The sequence below is a fragment of the Cnuibacter physcomitrellae genome (assembly GCF_014640535.1).
In the GTDB taxonomy this organism is placed as follows: Bacteria; Actinomycetota; Actinomycetes; order Actinomycetales; family Microbacteriaceae; genus Cnuibacter; species Cnuibacter physcomitrellae.
In genome coordinates this window covers 3428436-3448486 of the sequence record NZ_BMHD01000001.1, presented here as the reverse complement: position 1 = coordinate 3448486, position 20051 = coordinate 3428436, and the positions used below count along the sequence as shown (strand labels likewise).

The window sequence follows — 20051 nt, the reverse complement described above, 5'->3', positions numbered from 1 at the left end:
GATGTGGGCATGACCAGGTGGGCGGCGCTGCTGCGGGGCGTCAACGTGAACGGCATCACCATCCGGAGCGCCGAGCTCAAGGAGCTGTTCGTCTCGCTCGGGCACGGCGACGTCCGCACGGTGCTCGCGTCGGGCAACGTGGTCTTCGACTCCGACGATCCGGCCGGCACGCTGAAGGCCGACATCGAGAGAGCCCTGGGTGAGCGCTTCGGGTACGACGCGTGGATCGTCCTCGTCCCCCACGGATCGCTGGAGACCATCGTCGAACGCTATCCCTGGCCCGAGACGGAGGAGACGCATCCGTATGTCGTCTTCGGATCCGACGAGAGCGCGCTCGCGGAGATCGCCCAGGCCGCGGGAGAGCTGGATGCGGGCGATTCGGCCCTCGAGCGGGCGAAACGGGACGGCGACGTCGTGTACTGGGAGTGCCCGAAGGGGTCGAGCACCGACACCCCGTTCGCGAAGCTGCTGGCGAAGGCACGCTTCAGGTCCGTGACGACCACCCGCAACCTCCGCACCCTGCGCAAGCTGCTCTAGCGCTCGCGCTGTCGCGGGATCAGCCGCGGCGGGCGCGGTAGGCGACCACGTTCATCCGGTTGCCGCAGTTGCCCACGTCGCAGTACCGCTTCGAGCGGTTGCGGGTGAGGTCCACGAGGACGGCGTCGCAGTCGTCGGCCGCACAGACGCGCAGCCGGTCGTACTCCCCCGAGCGGATCACGTCGACGAACGCCATCGCCACCTCGACCCGGATCCGCGTCACGAGCGGTGCATCCGACTCCGTGGCGTGCAGGTGCCAGTCCCACGAGTCGTGGCGCACGAGCTGCGGCAGCGCCCGGGCGTCGCGGAGGAAGGCGTTGACGATCTCGACGGCCTCGTCGCGGTCGACCTCCCAGAACCGTCGGAACTCGTGACGGGCGGCGCGGACCTCGTCGAGCTCGACCCGGTCGCCGTCGCGCCGGCCCGAGTACTCGTTGTCGTCGAGGATCGTCACCAGCGCCTGCGGCTCAGTGAGCTCGTCGTCGCGCGAGTGCGACGCGCCCGGCAGCGTGTTGATGAGCGCCGCGGTGAACGCGAGGGTCGCCTCGGTGTCATAGGCAAAGACCACGTTGACTCCTGACAGTTCTCGGGTCTACTGTCACTAGCGTAGCGCCGTTAGCCCCTGACACGGCGCCGAGTGACGATCGGACGATCGATGACCACCACCGCCACCCGCACCGCCGCCGCCGGACTCGTGATCGCGCTGATCTCCGCCGCCGCCTTCGGCACCAGCGGGGCGTTCGTGAAGCCGCTGCTCGACGCCGGCTGGTCGCCGGTCGCCGCGGTCACGGTGCGCGCCGCCGGCGGCGGGCTCGTGCTGCTGATCCCCGCGCTCGTCGCGCTGCGCGGTCGGTGGCGGATGCTGTGGCTGGCCTGGAAGCAGGTCGTCGCCTATGCGCTCATCGCCGTCGTGGGCTGCCAGGTGTTCTACTTCGCGGCGCTCGAGTCCCTCGACGTCGGCACCGCGCTCCTCATCGAGTACTCGGCTCCGGTGCTGCTCGTGCTGTTCGCCTGGGCGCGCTCCCGGGTGCGCCCGCAGACCCTGACGATCCTCGGTGCGATCGTGAGCATCCTCGGCCTCGCCCTCGTGGTGGGCCCCGGCGGTTCACAGGGCTTCGACCTGCTCGGCGTCGCGTTCGCCTCTCTCGCGGCGCTGTGCCTGGCTGGCTACTACCTCATCATCGCGGCGCCCGGCGGCGATCTCCCGCCGGTGACGCTCGTCTCGGCCGGGCTCCTGCTGTCGGCGGTCGTCCTGGGCGCCCTCGGCACGACCGGACTGGTGCCGTTCACCTTCTCGTCCACCGATCCCGTGGTGCTCGGCGCGAGCGTGCCGTGGTGGATCCCGATGGCCGTCGTCGTGCTGGTCGCGACGGCGCTGGCCTACCTCACCGGACTCCTCGCCGCCCAGCGGCTCGGGTCGAGGGTGGCGTCGTTCGTCGGGTTGGCCGAGGTGCTGTTCGCCATCCTGCTCGCGTGGCTGCTCCTCGGGCAGGTGCCCACCCTGCTCCAGGCGGCGGGCGGGGCGCTCATCGTGCTCGGCGTCGTCCTCGTGAAGCTCGAGCGGGGCCCGGTCGCGACCGAGGACGAGCCGTCCCTCGGCCTCACCTCCCCGCATCACGAGACCCCGGAACTCGACCGCGTCGGGCTCGACCCGCTGCCGCGCCCGGCCGACGTCCCTCAGGCCGACCAGCCGCCGGCGGCCTCGTCGTCGTCGCGGTCCGCCATCCGGATCCCGAGCTCCGACGCGATCCCCTCCACCTCGAGCGCATCCGCCGGCAGCACCGCCGCCCACCCCGACCGGTAGAACGCGACCGTCCCTCCCGCCGGTTTCGCTGCCTCTGTGACCTTTCGCGTGCCCACTGACCGCGCGAAAGATCACAGAGGCAGCGAAAGCGAAAGCGGGAGGGGCGCGAAGCGGGAGGGGCCGCGCAGGAGGCTTCGCAGTACGGTGAGGGCATGGCGGAGGAGAAGCTGTCCCGAGGGGACGAGGTCTCGTGGAAGACGCACGGCACCGAGACGCAGGGCAAGGTCGAGAAGAGGATCACGTCCGACACGGAGGAGGCCGGCCGGACCGTCCGCGCCTCCGAGGACGATCCCCAGTACCTCGTGAAGAGCGACAAGTCCGGGCGCGAAGCGGTCCACAAGCCGGAGTCGCTCCACAAGACGACGAAGAAGGACTGACATGAGCGACGAGCCGCGCCACCCCGGATACGGCCCCACTCCCCCCGGCGGCCAGGCCCCCCAGCCCGGCCAGCCCTGGCCCCCGCAGCAGCAGGCCCCGCAGCCTCCGCAGGGGCAGCAGCCGGGTCAGCCGAGCTATCAGCAACCGCCGCGACACCCCGGCTACGGGCAGCAGCCCGGCCCGGGACACGACCAGCAGTCCCGCCATCCGGGCTACGGTCCGACCGTGTCCGGCCCGGGCGGGTCATACGGGCCAGGGAGCGGCAAGCCCCGCAACACCCTGGGCCTGGTCGCGGTGATCCTCGCAGGAGTCGCGGTCCTGACCGGATTCCTCTTCAGCCTCATCCAGGCGTCGTTCGTCTACTCGATCGGATCGGGCTTCTACGGCGTGCTCGCCGGGCTCACCGCGGTGATCCACGGACTGCTCGGCGTCGGTGCCGTGGTGTTCGGCATCCTGGGTCTGCGACGCCGCGAGGGCGGCGTCGTGCTCGCGGCATTGGGACTCGGAGCGGGTGCCGTGATCGTCGTCGAGACCCTCTCGTCGCTCCTCTACCCGCTGCTGGCGCAGATCACCTACGACTACGGCTACTGACCCCGTCGCTCGGTGAGGTGATCGTCGTCGTGACGCGGACGATCGTGGGCGCGGACGGCGTCGACGCGAACCCGAACCGTGGCGGGGGCGACAGGGGGACGAGGCGGCCCCACGAGCCCGTCGCATCGCCGGCCTCCAGCGAGCGGATGCTCCGCGCATCCGTCACGCCGTAGTACTCGCGGCGCCCTCCGCCCGCGGTGCCCGCGGTCGCGGCCCCTCGCACGAGCAGTCTCGCCACGGGGTCGAGGAGGGCGAGCCACCGCGTCGACGTCGCCAGCCGGCGGGGCTGCAGCCGCAGGAGCCGGCCTAGAGCGCTCCGCGGCCCGAGCTCGAGCCGGAGCCGCAGGTCGCCGGCCTGCACCTCTGCCCGCTCGGCCGTCACCCGCCAGCGGACGGGCACGATCCGCACCTCGTCGAAGCGGTACGTCGCCGACACGAGCTCGGCCACCTCATCGCCGGGAGCGAGCAGGATGCGGTGACCGGACGCATCCTCGACCATCACGTCCCCGAACCGGCCGAGCGGGGACCGCGTCCACAGGCCCGCCACGACCCGCCTCCCGCTGGACGTGCCGACGCCGGCGATGAGGCCCTCGAACCTCATCGCCGGCGTCGCGTCGGCACGCTGCCCGATCAGCCCCGCTCCCCGCTTCCGGGCTCGCCCTGGGCGAGGGCCGAGACGTCCTGCCACCGCTCCCACTCGGCGATGCGACTGTCGTAGTCGGCCTTCATGATCCCGAACGGCGCGGTGCCGAAGAACACGCGCAGCGGCGGCTCCTCCGCGTCGACGATGCGCAGCAGCGCCGCGGCCGAGGCAGCGGGGTCGCCGGGCGTGCTCACCCGCGACCGGCGGGACTCGGCGATGCGCTCCCGCAGGTGCTCGTACTCGGGCAGCGGAGTGGCGTGCTTCGCCGAGGCTCCGCCCCAGTCGGTGTCGAACCCGCCGGGCTCGACGAGCGTGACCTTCACGCCGAAGGGCGCGATCTCCTGCGCCAGCGACTGCGAGTAGCCCTCCAGGGCCCACTTCGAGGCGTTGTAGATGCCGATGTTCTGGAACGCCGAGATCCCGCCGATCGACGAGACCTGGATGATGTGGCCGCTGCCCTGTTCGCGCAGGAACGGCAGCGCCGCCTGCGTGATCCACAGCGCGCCGAACGTATTGGTCTCGAACTGGTCGCGGACCTCCTTCTCGCTGAGCTCCTCGATCAGTCCGAACTGGCCGTATCCCGCGTTGTTCACGACGACGTCGAGCCGGCCGAACGTGTTCACGGCCTCGGTGACGGCGCCGAAGTCCGCCTCCCGGTCGGTGACGTCGAGCTGCAGCGGGAGCACCCGGTCGCCGAACCTGTCGACCAGGTCGGCCAGGGTCGAGGTGTCACGAGCGGTCGCGGCCACCCGGTCTCCGCGCTCGAGGGCGGCGATGGCCCACTCGCGGCCGAAGCCGCGCGACGCGCCGGTGATGAACCAGACCTTCTCTGCCATGGGTATCCTTCCTCGGGCCGCGGCGACCACCGCCGTCGACCCGTCTCCAGCTAACTCCTTCGAGCGTGCTCCAACGCAAGCCCGCGGCGACGGTTCCCCCGCACGGGGCATCGCCGGGGCGGGCCGCGCCTCCCTACACTGGCGCCATGCCATCGCCCCGCAGCCGCACGGTGGTCGCGATCCTGCTCCTCGTCATCCCGCTGAGCCAGCTGCCGATCGACATCTACACGCCGGCCATCCCCCGGATGATCACCGAGCTGGGCGCCTCGTCGACCCTGGTGCAGAACTCCGTGTCCGCCTACGTCCTGGGCATGGCGCTCGGGCTGGTGCCGGTGGGCGTGCTGGCGGATGCGCTGGGCCGACGCCCCGTGCTGCTGTCGTGCCTGGGCCTGCTCTGCGCCTCGAGCGTGGCGATCGCCTTCTGCGGCGACGCGTGGCTGCTGCTCGGCCTGCGCTTCGTGCAGGGACTCGGCGGATGCGCGTGCATGGTCGTCGTGTACGCCATCGCCGCCGACGTGGCGAGGGGCCGCGAGCTCACCTCGCTGTCGGGCTGGCTCGGCGCCGCGTGGGGACTCGCCCCTGTCATCGCGCCCGCCGTCGGCGGCATCATCGTCCAGTTCGTGTCGTGGCGCGTGCTCTTCGCGGTGATCGCGGTGCTCGCCGCGGGCGTGGCCGTGCTCGTCTGGCGGCTGCTGCCCGAGACCCTGCCGGCGTCGAGTCGCGTCCCGATCGAGCCGCGCTCGCTCGCCCGCGCCCTCGGCGGAGCGCTGCGGCGACCGCTGTTCCTCGGCCTGACCCTGGTGTTCGCCCTGTTCGCGAGCGCCCAGCTGCTGTTCGGCGTGGTGGCGCCGCTGCTGTACGAGGAGCGCCTCGGCATCCCGGCGGGCGTCTACGGCCTCCTGGCGCTCGCCATCGGCGCCGCCAACCTCGCAGGCGAGCTCGCCACCGGAGCGCTCGCGAAGCGCGTCCGCCCGGCCGCCCTCGGCTTCGGCGCCTTCGCCTTCTTCGCGGCCGGCACCGTCGTCCTCCTGGTCACCGGCCTGACGGCCGGAGCGGACGTGGTCTGGCTCACCGTCGGCGGGATGCTCGTGATGCTCGGCTGCGGGGCGCTCTGCCCGTTCGCCTACGGGCAGGCGCTGGGGCTCTTCGACCGCAACCTCGGTCTGATCGGCGGGCTCACCAGCGCGGTCTGCTACCTGGTCGTGTCCGTCACCATGGCGGCGGCGTCGGGTCTTCCCGACGACACGGCGCTCCCCCTGGCCGCCGTCTACGTGGGATGCGGTGCGCTGGGGGCGATCCTCCTCGCCCTCTGCCTGCGCACGGTGAGGGCGCCCGCGGCGACGCCCGCCGCGTCGCTCTGACGTCGGCCGTCCAGCGGGACGCCGACGACCGGGGTACTCTGACGGATCGTGAGCACGGACTACCCGGACACGGTCCGCCCGACGCCTGAGTCGCTCCTCATGCGGGCGATGCGCGAGTATCGGCAGGCCGAGCAGCGTCTCGTCGCCCGCACCGGGGCCGCGCTCGGGGTGAGCGAGAACGACCTCATCGCGCTCCGCTACCTGCTCTGGGAGGAGCGTCGTGGCAGCGCGATCCGGCCGAAGGCGCTCGGCCGGTACCTCGGACTCTCGAGCGCCTCGATCACCGCGCTCATCGACCGGCTCGTCGCCCGCGGCTACGTGTCGAGGAGCCCGGACCCCGACGACCGCCGCGCCGTCATCATCGCGCTCGAGCTGAGCCAGGAGGTGCGCGACCGGATCGAGCGGATCAACCACGAGCTGCTCGCCGGTCTCTCCCGCCTCGACCCGGAGTCGTCCGCCGTCTTCACCCGATTCCTGCAGGACGCGCGCCTCGAGATCGATCGCCTCGACTGAGCGCTACTGCCGGTACGAGGCCAGGAAGTTGCCGAACCGCTCGATGGCCTCGGTGATCACCCGCTCCTCGGGGAGCGTGACGACCCGCACGTGGTCGGGATCCGGCCAGTTGAAGCCGGTCCCCTGGACGAGGAGGATGTGCTCGGCCACGAGCAGGTCGTACACGAGCTGCTCGTCGTCGCGGATCTCGTGCACCTCGGGATCGAGCCTGGGAAAGGCGTAGAGCGCCCCACGCGGCTTGACGCAGGAGACGCCCGGGATCGCGTTCAGACCCTCCCAGGAGGCGTCGCGCTGGGCGAGGAGCCGACCCCCGGGCCGGATGAGGGCGTCGATGGACTGCACCCCGGAGAGCGCGGCCTGCACCGCGTGCTGAGCGGGGACGTTCGGACACAGCCGCGTCGAGGCGAGCAGCGTGATCCCCTGGAGGAAGCCGGTCGCGTGCTCGCGGGGACCGGTCACGACCATCCACCCAGACCGGTACCCCGCCACGCGGTAGGTCTTCGAGAGCCCGTTGAACGTGAGGCAGAGGAGGTCGGGCGCGACCGTGGCCAGGGGGATGTGCACGGCTCCGTCGAAGAGGATCCGGTCGTAGATCTCGTCGGCGAGAAGCAGCAGGGAGTGCTCGCGCGCGATCTCGACGATCCCCTCCAGCACCTCCCGCGAGTAGACCGCTCCGGTGGGGTTGTTCGGGTTGATGACGACGATCGCCTTCGTGCGCGGGGTGACCTTGGATCGGATGTCGTCGAGGTCGGGCTGCCACTCGGTCGCCTCGTCGCAGAGGTAGTGGACCGGGGTGCCGCCGCCGAGGCTCGTCATCGCCGTCCACAGCGGGTAGTCCGGAGCCGGGATGAGCACCTCGTCGCCGTCGTCGAGCAGCGCCTGCATGGTCATGGTGATGAGCTCCGACACCCCGTTGCCGAGGAACACCCACTCCGGGTCGACCTCGGGGAACCCGGGCACCTGCTCGTACCGGTACGAGACGGCCTGGCGCGCGGGCAGGATGCCGCGGCTGTCGCTGTACCCGTGCGCGGTGGGCAGGGACGCGATCATGTCGCGCACGATCTGGTGGGGCGCCTCGAAGTCGAACGACGCCGGGTTCCCCGTGTTGAGCTTCAGGATGCGGTGACCGTCGGCCTCCAGCCGAGAGGCCTCGTCGAGGGCCTTCCCGCGGATCTCGTACAGGACGTTCCGGAGCTTGGACGACTGGTCGAGCGTGCGGTAGGACATCTGGTCAGGCTATCGCTGTCGCACTCCGTGATGCGCTGTAGCAGAGCTGACAAGATCCTGTCCACCCCTTTCTCATCGATGGAGAACTAGTTAGGCTGTCTAACGTCTTCACCGAGACCATAAACCCACAGAGGAAAGGACCGATCATGGCCGCGATGACCCTCGTCTCCGAGACGGGAAGCTACACCGTCGAGCGGTTCGCGAACGGCGTCTACTGCGTCTCCCTCGGCGCCTCCTTCCTCGGCTTCGTCGAGCGCGCCGGCGGCATCTACGTCGCCCTCGCGGGCGAGCGCTACGACATCGCGGTCGAGGTCGGCCAGGCGCACTCCCTCGCCTCCGCGGCCTCCGCCCTCTACGACGGCCGGCGCACCGCCACGCAGATCGGACTGTCCACGGTCGCCTGAGCCGCGGCCGGGGCGAATGTTGCTCGAGCATCGAGCTGCACGGCGTCCTAGACTGATCGGATGACCACCGAGGCCGTCGGTTCGTCCGACCACTACTGGTACGGCGAAGCCACCCAGCGCGAGCGCAGCGTCGCCGTGCTCGAGGCGATGCGCACGTACCGCGCCGCCGAGACCGCCATGCGTCGTCGCACCCAGGCCTCCATGAACATGGGTGAGACCGACCTCCTCGCCCTGCGCTACCTCATCCGCGCGAACTCGGCCAGCCGGACGGTGGGGCCCAAGGAGCTCGCCGCCTACCTCGGCATCTCGAGCGCCTCGACCACGGCGCTCCTGGATCGACTCGAGAAGAGCGGTCACGTCGAGCGGCAGCCCAGCCCGTTCGATCGCCGTGCGCTGATCATCCTGCCCACGGTCGCCACCGACGACGAGGTGCGATCGACCCTCGGGCAGATGCACACGCGCATGATGGAGGTCGCGGAGAGGCTGAGCCCGGAGGAGTCGCGCGTCGTCGTCGCCTTCCTCGACGGCATGCGCGATGCGGTCGACGAGATCGACGCCCACATCCAGCCCTAGGGCCCGGATCCGACCGGTCGGATCGGCTCTCAGGTCGCCAGCAGGAGCCTCCGCTGCTCGTCGACGTCGTAGTCGGCCGGCGGCCAGGTGAGGTCGAGGGGGCGCATCCGCTCGAGCAGCAGCTGTTGGACCGCGAGGCTCGAGTACCACTTCCGGTCCGCCGGCACGACGAACCAGGGCGCGGCGTCCGTGTTGGTCGCGGTGAGCGCATCCGAGTACGCCCTCTGCAGTGCCGCCCAGTCGCCCCGGCTGCGGACGTCCGCCTCGGTGAACTTCCAGTGCTTCTCGGGGCGGTCGAGCCGCGAGAGCAGACGGGCGAGCTGCTCCTCCTTGCCGAGGTGGAGGAACACCTTCACCAGCGTCACACCGCTGTCGACCAGCTCCTGCTCGAAGGCGTTGATCTCCTCGTAGCGCGCCTCGAGCGCGCTCTGGTCGAGGGTGTGCTGCACGGCGGGGACGAGCACGTCCTCGTAGTGGGAGCGGTCGAAGATCCCGATCTGCCCGGGCGCGGGCACGCGGGGGCGGATGCGCCAGAGGAAGTCGTGTTCGAGCTCCTCCGGCGTGGGCTTCTTGAACGCGGCGTAGACGATGCCCTGCGGGTTCATCTGTGCCATGACCCGCTTGACCGTGCCGCCCTTCCCCGCGGTGTCCATCCCCTGCAGCACGAGGAGCACCGACTCCCGGCCACCGCCCGTGCTGTGGGCGAAGAGCTTCTCCTGGAGCAGCTCGAGCTCGCCGACGCTCGCGTCGAAGAGCTTCTGGCCCGCCGCCTTCGCGTCGACGTTCGGGGTCAGCGCCGTGCCCGCCTCCGAGACCACACCCAGCGGCGCCAGTCGCAGCGCCTCGCTCCACGTCGTCATCGCAGCTCCTTCGTCATGTTCGTCGCCGTCACCCGGTAGCCCAGGGAGTCGTAGAGGGAGCGGGCGACGGTGTTCGGCCCGAACACGTTCAGCCCGATCCGATCGCCGCCCCGGGCGCGGGCCTCCTCCTCGGCGAGGCGCATCGCCGCCCGCCCGTAGCCCTTCCCGCGGTGCTCCTCGTCGATCTCGACGTCCAGCACCCACCACGCGGTGGGCTGCTCGGGCTCGAGCAGCCCGATCCACAGCGCGCCGACGACCGTCTCACGCCCGCTGCCCTCGTCGCGCTCGACCACCTGGAACACGAGCTGCCCTTCGGCGGGGCGGCCGTCGGGGAAGTACTCCCGCGACTGCGACACCCGCTTCGCCGCGTACTCGGGGGTGTCGCCGGCGGCGATCCGCTCGGCGAGGTAGTGCGCCTCCGCGTTCGCCCGCCACTCCGCGAGCGCGTCCTCGGGCATCGGCCGCAGTGCAGTCCCCATCCGCCCACCGTACCCCGGGCCGCACGCGGGAGGCGGGCCGGCGCTACCAGGCGAGGTCGGCGGCGAGACCGGCGCGGGCGGCGGCGACGGGCACGCGGGCGTGGAGCTCGAGCGAGGCGCGCTCGGCGTCGGGATGCGTGCTCACGCCGTCGAGCGCCGCCAGCCGGCCGCCGACGTAGACCCGGGTGAGGTTCCTGAGGCCGCACGCCATCGCGTAGTGGGCGTACGGGTCCCACACCGGACCGGTGTCGGGCCGCGTGGGGTCGACGACGACCAGGTCCGCGAGCTTCCCGACCTCGAGCGAGCCGACCCGGTCGGCCACCCGGAGCGCCTCGGCGCTGCCGAGGGTGTGCATCCGGATCATCTCGCGGGGCATGACGATGCCCGCGTCGCGATGCAGAGCCCGCTGCGAGTACATCCCGAACCTCATGTTGGAGAACGGGTCGGACACGTCGGTGCAGGACTGGTCGTCGAGGCCGACACCGATCGGCATCCCCAGGTCGCGGTAGCGGGGGATGTCGGCGAAGCCCGACGCGAGCCGCCCGTTCGAGGTCGGCTGCCACACCATGCCCGCCCCGGCGGCCGCCGTCGCGGTCGCCATGTGCTCGTCGGGGTGCACGAAGTGCCCGAAGAGGAAGCCGGGTCGGAGCGCGCCGGAGCGCTCGTACCAGTCGAACTTCTCCCGCTGCTGCTCCAGCTCCTCGCTGGTCTCCAGGAAGTGGGCCTGGTTCGTCACCCCGTGGACGTCCATCATGTGGGCCTCGTGCACCGCGGTGTCGGGCGAGTCGCTCCACTGCTGGGCTCCGAACACGCTCGCCCCCAGGTCGAGGTCGGCCGGGACCGTGTCGCGCACGTACTGCACGGTCTCGCCGAACACCCGGTACGCCGTGTCGAGGTCCTGCAGCTCGGAGTCGAGGCGGATCGAGTTGACCATGCGCAGGCCCGCTACTCGTCCCGCGTCGACCTGCCGGTGCACGTACTCCGGCCCGAGGGCGTCGAGCACGATCCGGCTGTCGGTCGCGGCGTCGTAGCGGGTGTGGATGCGCGACGACGTGAAGTTGTAGGCCGACGTGATGCCGTTCGCGAGGAAGTCGAGGCAGCCGTGCAGCGTCATCCAGTAGACGTCCTCGGCGTCGGTGCCCGACATGAACTGCGCCTGCACCCCGACCCAGCCGTAGAGCGGCTCCCCCGGCGTCATGCCCCGCATGCCGGAGGTGAAGATGTGGCTGTGCGCCGACACGAACCCGGGGGCGACGAACGCACCGTCCACGTCGACGACCTCGTCCGCCGCGAGCGCCTCCGGCGGAGCCGCACCGGGGCCGAGCGCGGCGATGCGTCCGTCCTGGCCCACGCTGAGCCATCCGCGGAACCAGTCCTCGCCGTCCTTCATGGACAGCACCACCGCATCCGTGAGGGTGAGGAGGAGGGACGGCGCGGGCTCAGCGGTGCTCATCGCGTCATCCTGCCGACACCGTGTTGCGGCGGTGTTGCGCCCGCGTTTCAGGGGCTTTGCGGTCGTGCTCGCGGCGCGAGCGGGTCGATCGACCCGCTCGGCCCGCTCGGCCCGCTCGGCCCGCTCAGGTCTCGAGATGGAGGTCGCGCGCGATCTCCACGGCCTCGTCGCGACGGGTCACGCCGAGCTTGCGGTAGATGCTGCGCAGCTGCGTCTTCACCGTGTTCGGGCTCACGAACAGAGCGCTCGCGATCCCCTCGGTCGTCTCTCCGCGGACGAGGTGCGCGAGCACCGTGCGCTCGCGCGGGGTCAGCGCACCCGTGGGGCTGGGCTCCCGGCTCCCCGCGAGGGCCAGCAACGCCTGCAGCTCGCGGGCGGGCAGCCCGAGCGTCGCCAGGATGCGCGTGGGCAGCACCTGGAGTGCGAGCAGCTGGCGATCGGCGACGGCGGGCATCGCCGCCTCCCTCATCCGGTCGTCGGGCTCCTCGCGCAGCACGGCGAGCAGCAGGTCGGCCATCGCGCACCAGCGCGGCCGGGCCGACGCTCGACGTGCGACGGACCGGGCCCTCCGGAGGGCGGACGCCGCATCGCCCTGCGCGGCCTCGGCGAAGGCCGTGGCCAGCTCCAGCATCACGCTCGAGCGCGTGCCGCCGCCGCTGGCGGACGGGCCGAGGTCCGTGAGATCGGCCAGCGCCCGGAGGGGCCGCCGCTCGAGGACCCGCACCCGCACGAGCGAGAGGGCCAGGTAGCCGACGTCCATCCCGCGGGAGGACAGCGCCGTCGGCTTCGACACCGCGTGCTGCTGGGACTCCCGGAGGACGTCGTGGACCTCGCTCGGCCGTGCGACGAGGGAGCGGACGAACAGCTGCTCGGCCCAGCTGTCCGGATGCGCCTGCTGGCCGAGCGAGTCGAGGTGGCGTCGAGCCGCGGCGAAGTCGACGACGTCGGCCGCGAGGAGGGCTCGCGCGAGGATCTCCCCGGTGCGGTACCGCAGGGGTACGGGGGCGGTCTCGTCGATCCGGTCGAGCCACTGCTCGGCGGGGAGCCGCCGCCCGGCGACGGCGTGCACCCAGGCGATCCGACCGGCGGCGTGGCTCGTGATCACAGCGTCGCCCGTGATCACGCCGAGGTCGTGGGCCTCGGTGTACTCGACGAGAGCCGACCGCTCGTCGCCGACGAGCTCGTGGCTGCGCCCCCACTGCACCATCAGGTGCGGGAGGGAGTACTGCACCGCGACGCGCTCGGCATCGGGTGCGCCGTCCAGCGCCTCCCGAGCGAGCCTGGCCGCCTGCGTCGCCTCGTCGAGTCGGCCCGCGGACCTCCTCCCGGCCGTCCGGCTCGTCAGCTCCGTGAGGACGTCGAGGAGTCCGCCCTCGGCGCCGGTGCGCGGTGCGACGTCCCGATAGGCGACGGCCGAGCCGGACGAGGACATCAGGTGGGCGACGTACGCGCCCGCGGCCTCCCAGCGCGGCTGCGCGCGACGCACCTCGTCGGGGAGCGAGGCGATCGTGTCGCGCAGGAGCGGCAGGTCCTCGGCGATCAGCACCGACCAGTTGTGCTCCAGCAGCAGGACGACCGCATCCCACCGTCGTGCGCTGACGGCCTCCCTCACGGCGTCCGTGATCGCCGTCCGTCTCTCCCCCATGGTCCCGTCCACGACCCTTCCTCTCCCGACGCTGTCCTGGACTCAGATCGGCCGGAGGGGATTTCGTGACGCGATCCGCGTCACGAAACCCCTCATCCGGACTCTGGATCGACGAGGACAGGAGGTGGGCCATGGACTTCCGGCGATACCCGGTGGGCCGGTTCGAGTTCCGATCGAGCCCGTTCAGGCCGTCGTCGGCATGGCGGGTGCGGAGGGTGGTCGTGTCGCGCAGGGAGGTGACGGCCTGGGCGGGACTGCGCAGGTGGACCTGGACCCGGGGCGGAGTGGTGTTCGTCTTCCCCTCGAGCCACAGGCACCGCCGCCGCCGTCCGTCTCGGCGCATCCTGGTGGTGAGCGGAGGATCGGTCGTCACGCTCGACGCCTCGAGCTTCCGTCGGGCCCGCTATCGGCTCCTGCGACGCCACCTCGAGAACTTCATGGCGACGGCCGGGGCGACCCCTCCCGCGCCGCGCTTCGTCCATCCGGGACAGTCCGCGGAGGCGGCCCACCGCATCGAGCCGTCGGCGCGATCGTGATGCCGCCCGTGTTTGCGTCCCGCCCCGATCACCGCTACCGTTCCCAGCATCCGCGAGGAGCCAGGTGGGGGCATGGATCGCGTGATCTTCGGACCGAACGAGTTCCTTCATGAGAAGACAGGCGTCCCACCTGCTCGCCGACGACGTCCTCCTCGCGCGCACCCGCGACGGCGATCGAGATGCGTACGGGGAGCTGTGGCTCCGTCACTCCACCGCCGCCTACGCGGTGGCGCGCGCCTATCCGCGTCTGGACGCCGACGACGTCGTGGCCGAGGCGTTCTCGCGGATCCTCGCCGCCCTCAGCGCCGGTCGCGGCCCCGACCAGGCCTTCCGTCCGTACCTGCTCACCACCGTCCGCAACGTCATCCGCGACTGGGGCACGCGTCCCGTCGCCGAGACCGTCGACGACCTCGACCAGACGATCGACCCGGCCGCGATCGACGCCGAGGACGCGACCATCGCCGCGCTCGAGCGCACAGCGGCCTCGACCGCCTTCCGCGGTCTTCCCACCCGCTGGCAGGAAGCACTCTGGTACAGCGAGGTCGACGGGCTCAAGCCCCGCCAGTTCGCGCCGCTGCTGGGCCTCGCGCCCAACGCCGCGTCGGCCCTCGTCGTGCGCGCGCGGCGGGCGTTCCGCGACGCGTGGATCACGACCCAGCTCAGCCGAGCCGACTCGCCAGAGTGCGCACTCGTCCTCGGCCAGCTCGGCGCCCACACGCGGGGAGCCGTCTCCGCCCGGCAGCGACGGGTGGTCGACGAGCACCTGGCCGAGTGCACGTCCTGCGCGATCGCCTGGACGGAGGCCCGCGACGTCGCCTCACGGCTGGTCCTCGTCCTCCTCCCCCTGTGCGCGGGTGCGGCCGGAGCCACGGGCTACCTCGCGTGGGCCCACGAGGGCGGCGCTGCGGTCGCTGCCGCGGTCAGCCCACTCGGATCGACGCCCCCGCGGGCCGGACGAGACGGGAGCGCCGCCACCAGGACCGGCCTCGTCGCCGCCGCGGTGGCGGGGGTCGCGGCGGTGGCCGTGGCCGCGACGCTCATCGTGAACGCGCTCCCGAGCGGGGAGGCGCCCTCGAGCGATGCTCTCTCCTCCGGGGCGGTGACCCAGCAGGACCCGGCGCCGCCGCCCGCGCCCGAGGCGCCGCCCGCTCCGCAGCCGAGCCCCACACCCACGCCGGCGCCCGATCCGTCCCCCTCGGCGGAGCCGAACCCCGGTCCGCCTCCCTCGCGTCCGAGCACGCCGAAGGAGCCCGGATCCCCGCTCCCGGGAACCGGGTCCCCCTCCGGCAGCACTCCAACGACGGAGCCGCCTGCCGGTGAGCCCTCGACCGGAGCACCGCCGTCGGGCGGCACCGACGGGACCGACCCGACCACACCGACCACACCGGTGGAGCCCGACCCGCTCCCCGCGCCCACGATGGCCGTGGACACGTCCGCCGGGCCGCTCGTCTACCCTCTCGTGTCAGGCGCCGACGCCGTGCCCGGCAGCGTGATCGACCTGATCGACGAGGACGACGTGGTCCTGGCGTCCACCACGGCCGGCGACGACGGCGCCTGGAGCATCGGCGACTTCTCCGGCGCGGAGTGCTCCACCGATCCGGCGAGCTACCTGCAGGCGGGCGAGCACACTCTCCGCGCCCGGCAGACCAGCGAGAGCGTGCAGTCGCCCGCGGGCGAGCCCGCCACCTTCACCCTCGCCGATCCCCCGGTCTTCCTGGCCCCGACCGCGGGTGCGGCCGTCTCGCACAGCGGCTTCGAGCTCGCCTTCACGGGAGAGCCCGACACCACCGTGCAGCGGATCCGCGTCCCGGACGAGAGCCCGTGCCGTCCCGTCCCGATGGTGACGGATGCGTCGGGTTCCTACTCCGCCACCTACAGCGTCCCGGCGCCGGAGACGTTCACGCTCGGTCTCCGCTACATCGACGTCGCGACCGGGCGTCACGGCGCGGCCGTCTTCGTCACCGTCACCGCGGAGTGAGGCCGGTCACCCCCGCTCAGGTCTGTCGCCCTCGCTCAGGTCTGTCGCCCCCGCTCAGGTCTGGGGGTGGGTGAAGTCGCTGCTGCCCGGGTTGACGTAGCTCGAGCGCTTCGGCTCCTCCGCGTCGTCATCCACGGAGTCCGTACCGCGCTTGTCGTAGAAGGCCGCGTCGGCCTCGGCGAGGCGGTCGCGACCGGCGTCCTTCTGCTCGTCGGTGGCCTCGTCGGCCCCGCTCATCAGCGGCTCGTCCTGCGTTCGCTCATCGCTCATACCCGCGACCGTAATCCCGGACGGCCGGACCCGCATCCAGCCTGATGTCAGGTGGCGGGTCCGGCGGCCACCGCGAACAGCGCCAGGGCGCCGCCGATGATGAAGAGCGCGGTGCCGAACTGCATCGTCCGCGTCTTGTTCTTGTCGGCGATCGGCACGCTCACCTCGAGGATCGGGCACCCCGACCATCCGATCAGCCCGACGCTGAGCGCGACCAGCACGGATCCCACCCACCAGATGGCGTCGAGCAGAGGAGGCAGGACCCCCGGGCGCCACCCCGACGCGAACAGCGTCGAGGCCACGAGGCCTGCGGACCCGGCGGCGACGGCGAACCACGCCGTCCCGGTCCACATGATGCGCTGGACGTTCTTCTCGGGAGACATCAGCTCGTGAGTCTCGGTGTGAATCTCCTGGGTCATGCTCCGAGTCTGCACCCAAAGAAGTGGACCCGCGTCAACAACAAGCCACACGATCCCTCTGCGCTACGATAGTAGCCATTGCGTTCACCATAGTGACGAGGAGGATCGGGATGGACGACGAGTTGACCCCCGCTCTCGCCGGGGCGCTCCGCTCCGCCCGCGAGGAGGGCGGCCTGTCCGCCGGGGCCCTCGCCGAGGCGTCGGGCGTCTCGCGGGCGATGATCTCCAAGATCGAGCGCGGCGACTCGCAGCCGACCGCGGCGCTCCTCGCCCGCCTCTGCGCCGCGCTGGGGCTGACCCTGTCGGAGCTCGTCGCCCGCGCCGAGGGCTCCCGCAGCCGCCTCGCGCGTCGCCACGACCAGCCCGTCTGGACCGATCCCGCCTCCGGGTACTCCCGGCGCGCGGTGTCGCCCGCCGCGAGCGCGACGCTCGAGCTCGTCGAGGTCGAGCTGCCGGCCGGGGCGCGCGTGATGTACCCGGCCGAGTCGTACCGCTTCATCGACCAGCAGATCTGGGGCCTCGGGGGCACGCTCCACTTCACGGAGGGTGACGAGACGCACGTGCTCCACGCCGGCGACTGCCTCCAGCTCGGGGCCCCGTCGGAGTGCGTGTTCGAGAACCCCGGGCCGGGGCCGTGCAGGTACCTCGTGGTCATCGCGAAGAACCCGTCCCGCGGGACCGTGTCGAGAGGAGAGCAGCGGTGAGGATCGAGACCGCCACGCTCGAGCACGTCGCGGAGATCACCACGATCTACAACGACGCCGTGCTGACCACCACCGCCGTCTGGATCGACTCGCCCGTCGGCATCGCCGACCGCCGGGCCTGGTTCGAGGATCGGCAGCGACTCGCGTTCCCCGTGCTCGTGGCGCTCGACGAGCACGACGCCGTCGTGGGCTACGCCACGTTCGGGCCCTGGCGTCCGCACGAGGGCTACCGCCACACGGTCGAGCACTCAGTCTACGTGAGGGGCGACCAGCGCGGACGAGGGGTGGGGCGGATGCTCATGGTCGCCCTCATCGACCTCGCCAGAGGGGCGGGCATCCATGCCATGATCGGCGCGATCACGAGCGACAACGTCGCCTCCCTCCGCCTCCACGAGTCGCTCGGCTTCGAGCACGGCGGCACGCTGCGCCAGGTGGGGGCGAAGTTCGGCCAGTGGCTCGACCTCGCCCTCCTCCAGCTGATCCTCGACGAGGCACCGGCGCCTCTGCGCTGACCATCGACGAGGCGCCGGGGCCGGCGCCTCTCAGCTGATCCTGAGGCGGTGCGGGCCGCATCCGGGTACGATGGGTTTCAACAAGGGGAGTACTCCCGCTGGCAGTGAGCCCGTCACTACGGATGCGTCGTCGCACTCCCGGGCCATTGGTTCCGACGAAGGTCGGAGCGGAGGAGACCTTGGCGCCATCGCCTACCCCTTGGAGCCTTCATGCAGGTCACCCCGCTGGTCTGGATCATCACCATCGCCGTGACGATCGCCTTCTTCGTCTACGAGTTCTTCGCTCACGTCCGCAAGCCGCACGAGCCGACGATCGGCGAGTCCGCTCGCTGGTCGGCCTTCTACATCGGCCTCGCGCTGCTGTTCGGAGTGGGCATCGGCGTCGTCTCAGGGTGGACGTACGGCGGCGAGTACTTCGCCGGCTACCTGACGGAGAAGGCCCTGTCTATCGACAACCTCTTCGTGTTCCTCCTGGTCATGAGCGCGTTCGCCGTGCCGAAGGCCTACCAGCAGAAGGTGCTGATGATCGGCATCATCATCGCGCTCATCCTGCGCGGCGCCTTCATCGCGGTGGGGGCGACCCTGATCGAGAACCTGTCCTGGATCTTCTACCTGTTCGGCGCGCTCCTGCTGTTCCTGGCGTGGCGCCAGGCGTTCTCGAACCACGAGTCGGACCCCGCGAACGGGCGCTTCATGCGGTTCGCCCGTCGGCACCTGCCCGTCACCGACGAGTACCACAAGGACCGCCTCACCACGAGGATCGACGGCAAGCGCTTCGTCACCCCGATGTTCCTGACGATCATCGCGATCGGGTTCATCGACCTCATCTTCGCCGTCGACTCCATCCCGGCGATCTACGGTCTGACCAGCGAGGCCTACATCGTCTTCACGGCCAACGCCTTCGCGCTGATGGGCCTCCGCCAGCTGTTCTTCCTCATCGGCGGACTGCTCGAGCGCCTGGTGTACCTCTCGCAGGGCCTCGCCGTCATCCTCGCCTTCATCGGGGTGAAGCTCGTCTTCCACGCGCTGCACGTGAACGAGCTGCCCTTCATCAACGGCGGCCACCCGGTCGAGTGGGTGCCCGAGATCCCGATCTGGTTCTCACTGCTGTTCATCGGCGCGACGATCACCGTCGCCACCATCGCCAGCCTCGCGAAGACCCGAGGCTCGCGAGCCGATGCGGCGTCCGACAAGAAGGAGGTCCACTCATGAGCAGGTTCTCGAAGCTGATCGGCCTGGCCCAGAAGGCTCTGGGCGACGATCGCGCTCCGTCCCCCGGGCAGGGCATGCGGGGCGGCTCCGGTGCGGGTGCCGGGTCCAGGGCAGGTTCCGGCGATTGGCGTTCGATCGTGCGGCAGGCTGCTGACCGCCTGACGGGCGACGAGCAGCACCGCGGCCCCGCGACCCCCTCTGCGCCTGTGTCGCAGGCGTCTCGGGCGCCTCGGTCGCCTCGACCCGCGAGCTCGGCCGACGCCGCGGACCGCGCGGCGATCGCCCGGTACGACTACCTGCTGCAGACGGCCGACCCGCACCAGATCGAGCAGGTGCACCGGGAGGCGTTCGCGCGGCTCACGCCGGCCCAGCGCGAGCAGGTCCAGGCGCGGATGCGGTCGGAGCTGCCACCGCACGAGCAGCCCGGCACCGCCGGTCCGGACGACCTCGCCCGCGCGGCCGCCCGGACCGAGGCGAGCCGACCCGGCCTGCTGCGCGGGCTCCTCGCCCGAGCCGGCGCCGGCTCGGCCCGCGGGTCGTCGCGCGGCGCGGGCGCGGGTCTCGGCCTGGCCGCCGCCGGCGCGGGCGTCGGCGCGGTCGGCGGCGTCCTCGCCGCGGTGGCGGGCGGCGCGATCGTGAGCTCGGTCGCGGGTCCCCTGCTCGATCAGGCGATGAACCTCGGCGTCGACTTCGACGCCCTCGCAAGCGGCATCGACCTCGAGGCCCTCGCGAGCGGTGCCGACGTCGAGGGCCTCACCAGCGGCGTCGAGGGCCTCGCCGGCGGCGTGGAGGGCCTCACGGGCGACCTCGCCGCCGGAGCGGGCGACGTCACCGCCGGCGCCGGCGACGCGGTCTCGGGCCTCGGCGACCACCTCAGCGGCCTCGGCGACCAGCTCGGCTCCTTCAGCCTGGACGACCTCTTCGGCCGCTGACCCACCCCCGCCGTTTCCTCCCGTCCCCCTCGTGCCACCCGAGTGGTGCGGGTTGCGCCCCCTCCGGGAGCCGTCGGCGCCCCAGCAGCGCCACCGGCACGCAGGGCGGGCGCAACCCGCACCACTCGCCCCTCCCACCCGCGACCAGCCGCCCCCAGCGGCCCACCCCGCCACCGAGGGTTGC

24 protein-coding genes are annotated in these 20051 nt (G+C 71.8%); 14 read left to right on the top strand and 10 right to left on the bottom strand.

The annotated features are described in order from the left end of the window. Positions 1 to 9 precede the first annotated feature (9 nt). Positions 10 to 537: a DUF1697 domain-containing protein gene (locus tag IEX69_RS16170; RefSeq protein ID WP_085018622.1), complete on the top strand. Its 528-nt coding sequence runs from the start codon at positions 10 to 12 to the stop codon at positions 535 to 537. A 19-nt stretch (positions 538 to 556) separates the two neighbouring features. On the opposite strand, the gene IEX69_RS16165 is transcribed toward IEX69_RS16170, so the two are convergent. Continuing rightward, positions 557 to 1105 (bottom strand): CGNR zinc finger domain-containing protein, encoded by a 549-nt coding sequence (locus IEX69_RS16165; protein WP_174604395.1) that lies wholly within the window; start codon positions 1103 to 1105, stop codon positions 557 to 559. A gap of 87 nt (positions 1106 to 1192) precedes the next feature. Here IEX69_RS16165 and IEX69_RS16160 point away from each other — a divergent pair, with 87 nt between their 5' ends. From IEX69_RS16160 to IEX69_RS16150, 3 genes are all read left to right on the top strand, one after another. Next, on the top strand, positions 1193 to 2341 hold the full coding sequence (locus IEX69_RS16160; RefSeq protein ID WP_085018621.1) for an EamA family transporter: 1149 nt from the start codon (positions 1193 to 1195) through the stop codon (positions 2339 to 2341). Between the two features lie 152 nt (positions 2342 to 2493). Then, the gene (locus tag IEX69_RS16155; RefSeq protein WP_085018620.1) at positions 2494 to 2718 is read left to right on the top strand and encodes a hypervirulence associated TUDOR domain-containing protein; all 225 of its coding nucleotides are present in this window, start codon (positions 2494 to 2496) and stop codon (positions 2716 to 2718) included. 1 nt (position 2719) lies between these two features. Then, positions 2720 to 3310, top strand: a complete 591-nt coding sequence (locus tag IEX69_RS16150) for a hypothetical protein (protein WP_085018619.1) — start codon at positions 2720 to 2722, stop codon at positions 3308 to 3310. Here the strand turns inward: IEX69_RS16150 and IEX69_RS16145 are convergent. Together IEX69_RS16145 and IEX69_RS16140 are read right to left on the bottom strand one after the other, a co-directional pair. Continuing rightward, on the bottom strand, positions 3288 to 3911 hold the full coding sequence (locus tag IEX69_RS16145) for a hypothetical protein (RefSeq protein WP_085018618.1): 624 nt from the start codon (positions 3909 to 3911) through the stop codon (positions 3288 to 3290). The two genes, IEX69_RS16150 and IEX69_RS16145, sit on opposite strands and share 23 nt — an antisense overlap. 29 nt (positions 3912 to 3940) lie before the next feature. Further along, positions 3941 to 4789, bottom strand: coding sequence for an SDR family oxidoreductase (locus tag IEX69_RS16140; protein ID WP_085018617.1), 849 nt, complete (start codon positions 4787 to 4789; stop codon positions 3941 to 3943). 146 nt (positions 4790 to 4935) lie between these two features. Between IEX69_RS16140 and IEX69_RS16135 the strand changes: the two genes are divergently transcribed. Both IEX69_RS16135 and IEX69_RS16130 read left to right on the top strand, forming a co-directional pair. After that, positions 4936 to 6150, top strand: a complete 1215-nt coding sequence (locus IEX69_RS16135) for a multidrug effflux MFS transporter (protein WP_085018616.1) — start codon at positions 4936 to 4938, stop codon at positions 6148 to 6150. Positions 6151 to 6198: 48 nt separating this feature from the next. Next, positions 6199 to 6663: a MarR family winged helix-turn-helix transcriptional regulator gene (locus IEX69_RS16130; RefSeq protein WP_085018614.1), complete on the top strand. Its 465-nt coding sequence runs from the start codon at positions 6199 to 6201 to the stop codon at positions 6661 to 6663. A 3-nt stretch (positions 6664 to 6666) separates the two neighbouring features. On the opposite strand, the gene IEX69_RS16125 is transcribed toward IEX69_RS16130, so the two are convergent. Beyond that, positions 6667 to 7890 (bottom strand): pyridoxal phosphate-dependent aminotransferase, encoded by a 1224-nt coding sequence (locus IEX69_RS16125; protein WP_085018612.1) that lies wholly within the window; start codon positions 7888 to 7890, stop codon positions 6667 to 6669. A 146-nt stretch (positions 7891 to 8036) separates the two neighbouring features. Here IEX69_RS16125 and IEX69_RS16120 point away from each other — a divergent pair, with 146 nt between their 5' ends. After that, entirely contained in the window at positions 8037 to 8294 is a 258-nt protein-coding gene (locus tag IEX69_RS16120; protein ID WP_085018610.1) for a hypothetical protein, read from the top strand. A 60-nt stretch (positions 8295 to 8354) separates the two neighbouring features. Then, positions 8355 to 8867 (top strand): MarR family winged helix-turn-helix transcriptional regulator, encoded by a 513-nt coding sequence (locus IEX69_RS16115; RefSeq protein WP_085018608.1) that lies wholly within the window; start codon positions 8355 to 8357, stop codon positions 8865 to 8867. Positions 8868 to 8896: 29 nt separating this feature from the next. Here the strand turns inward: IEX69_RS16115 and IEX69_RS16110 are convergent, their stop codons facing one another. From IEX69_RS16110 to IEX69_RS16095, 4 genes are all read right to left on the bottom strand, one after another. After that, on the bottom strand, positions 8897 to 9727 hold the full coding sequence (locus IEX69_RS16110) for a PPK2 family polyphosphate kinase (RefSeq protein WP_085018607.1): 831 nt from the start codon (positions 9725 to 9727) through the stop codon (positions 8897 to 8899). Beyond that, positions 9724 to 10206: a GNAT family N-acetyltransferase gene (locus IEX69_RS16105; protein ID WP_085018604.1), complete on the bottom strand. Its 483-nt coding sequence runs from the start codon at positions 10204 to 10206 to the stop codon at positions 9724 to 9726. Before IEX69_RS16105 ends, IEX69_RS16110 begins: the two co-directional genes overlap by 4 nt. 43 nt (positions 10207 to 10249) lie before the next feature. After that, complete coding sequence (locus IEX69_RS16100) at positions 10250 to 11659, bottom strand: amidohydrolase family protein (RefSeq protein WP_085018603.1); 1410 nt, start codon at positions 11657 to 11659, stop codon at positions 10250 to 10252. A gap of 124 nt (positions 11660 to 11783) precedes the next feature. Continuing rightward, positions 11784 to 13316, bottom strand: coding sequence for a helix-turn-helix transcriptional regulator (locus tag IEX69_RS16095; protein WP_085018601.1), 1533 nt, complete (start codon positions 13314 to 13316; stop codon positions 11784 to 11786). Between the two features lie 119 nt (positions 13317 to 13435). Here IEX69_RS16095 and IEX69_RS16090 point away from each other — a divergent pair, with 119 nt between their 5' ends. Then, positions 13436 to 13840 carry a hypothetical protein gene (locus IEX69_RS16090; protein WP_085018599.1) on the top strand — a complete coding sequence of 135 codons (405 nt, stop codon included), beginning with the start codon at positions 13436 to 13438 and terminating at the stop codon, positions 13838 to 13840. A gap of 109 nt (positions 13841 to 13949) precedes the next feature. Further along, positions 13950 to 15818, top strand: coding sequence for a sigma-70 family RNA polymerase sigma factor (locus IEX69_RS21120; RefSeq protein WP_085018597.1), 1869 nt, complete (start codon positions 13950 to 13952; stop codon positions 15816 to 15818). 54 nt (positions 15819 to 15872) lie between these two features. On the opposite strand, the gene IEX69_RS16080 is transcribed toward IEX69_RS21120, so the two are convergent. After that, on the bottom strand, positions 15873 to 16088 hold the full coding sequence (locus IEX69_RS16080; RefSeq protein ID WP_085018595.1) for a hypothetical protein: 216 nt from the start codon (positions 16086 to 16088) through the stop codon (positions 15873 to 15875). Positions 16089 to 16135: 47 nt separating this feature from the next. Further along, positions 16136 to 16507 carry a hypothetical protein gene (locus IEX69_RS16075; RefSeq protein ID WP_157127086.1) on the bottom strand — a complete coding sequence of 124 codons (372 nt, stop codon included), beginning with the start codon at positions 16505 to 16507 and terminating at the stop codon, positions 16136 to 16138. A 110-nt stretch (positions 16508 to 16617) separates the two neighbouring features. Between IEX69_RS16075 and IEX69_RS16070 the strand changes: the two genes are divergently transcribed. From IEX69_RS16070 to IEX69_RS16055, 4 genes are all read left to right on the top strand, one after another. Beyond that, positions 16618 to 17211, top strand: a complete 594-nt coding sequence (locus tag IEX69_RS16070) for a helix-turn-helix domain-containing protein (protein ID WP_085018591.1) — start codon at positions 16618 to 16620, stop codon at positions 17209 to 17211. After that, positions 17208 to 17723 (top strand): GNAT family N-acetyltransferase, encoded by a 516-nt coding sequence (locus IEX69_RS16065; protein WP_085018589.1) that lies wholly within the window; start codon positions 17208 to 17210, stop codon positions 17721 to 17723. Before IEX69_RS16070 ends, IEX69_RS16065 begins: the two co-directional genes overlap by 4 nt. 210 nt (positions 17724 to 17933) lie before the next feature. After that, positions 17934 to 18935: a TerC family protein gene (locus IEX69_RS16060; protein WP_085018587.1), complete on the top strand. Its 1002-nt coding sequence runs from the start codon at positions 17934 to 17936 to the stop codon at positions 18933 to 18935. Further along, entirely contained in the window at positions 18932 to 19867 is a 936-nt protein-coding gene (locus tag IEX69_RS16055) for a hypothetical protein (RefSeq protein ID WP_085018585.1), read from the top strand. The genes IEX69_RS16060 and IEX69_RS16055 overlap by 4 nt, the downstream gene beginning before the upstream one ends. Positions 19868 to 20051: the final 184 nt, after the last annotated feature.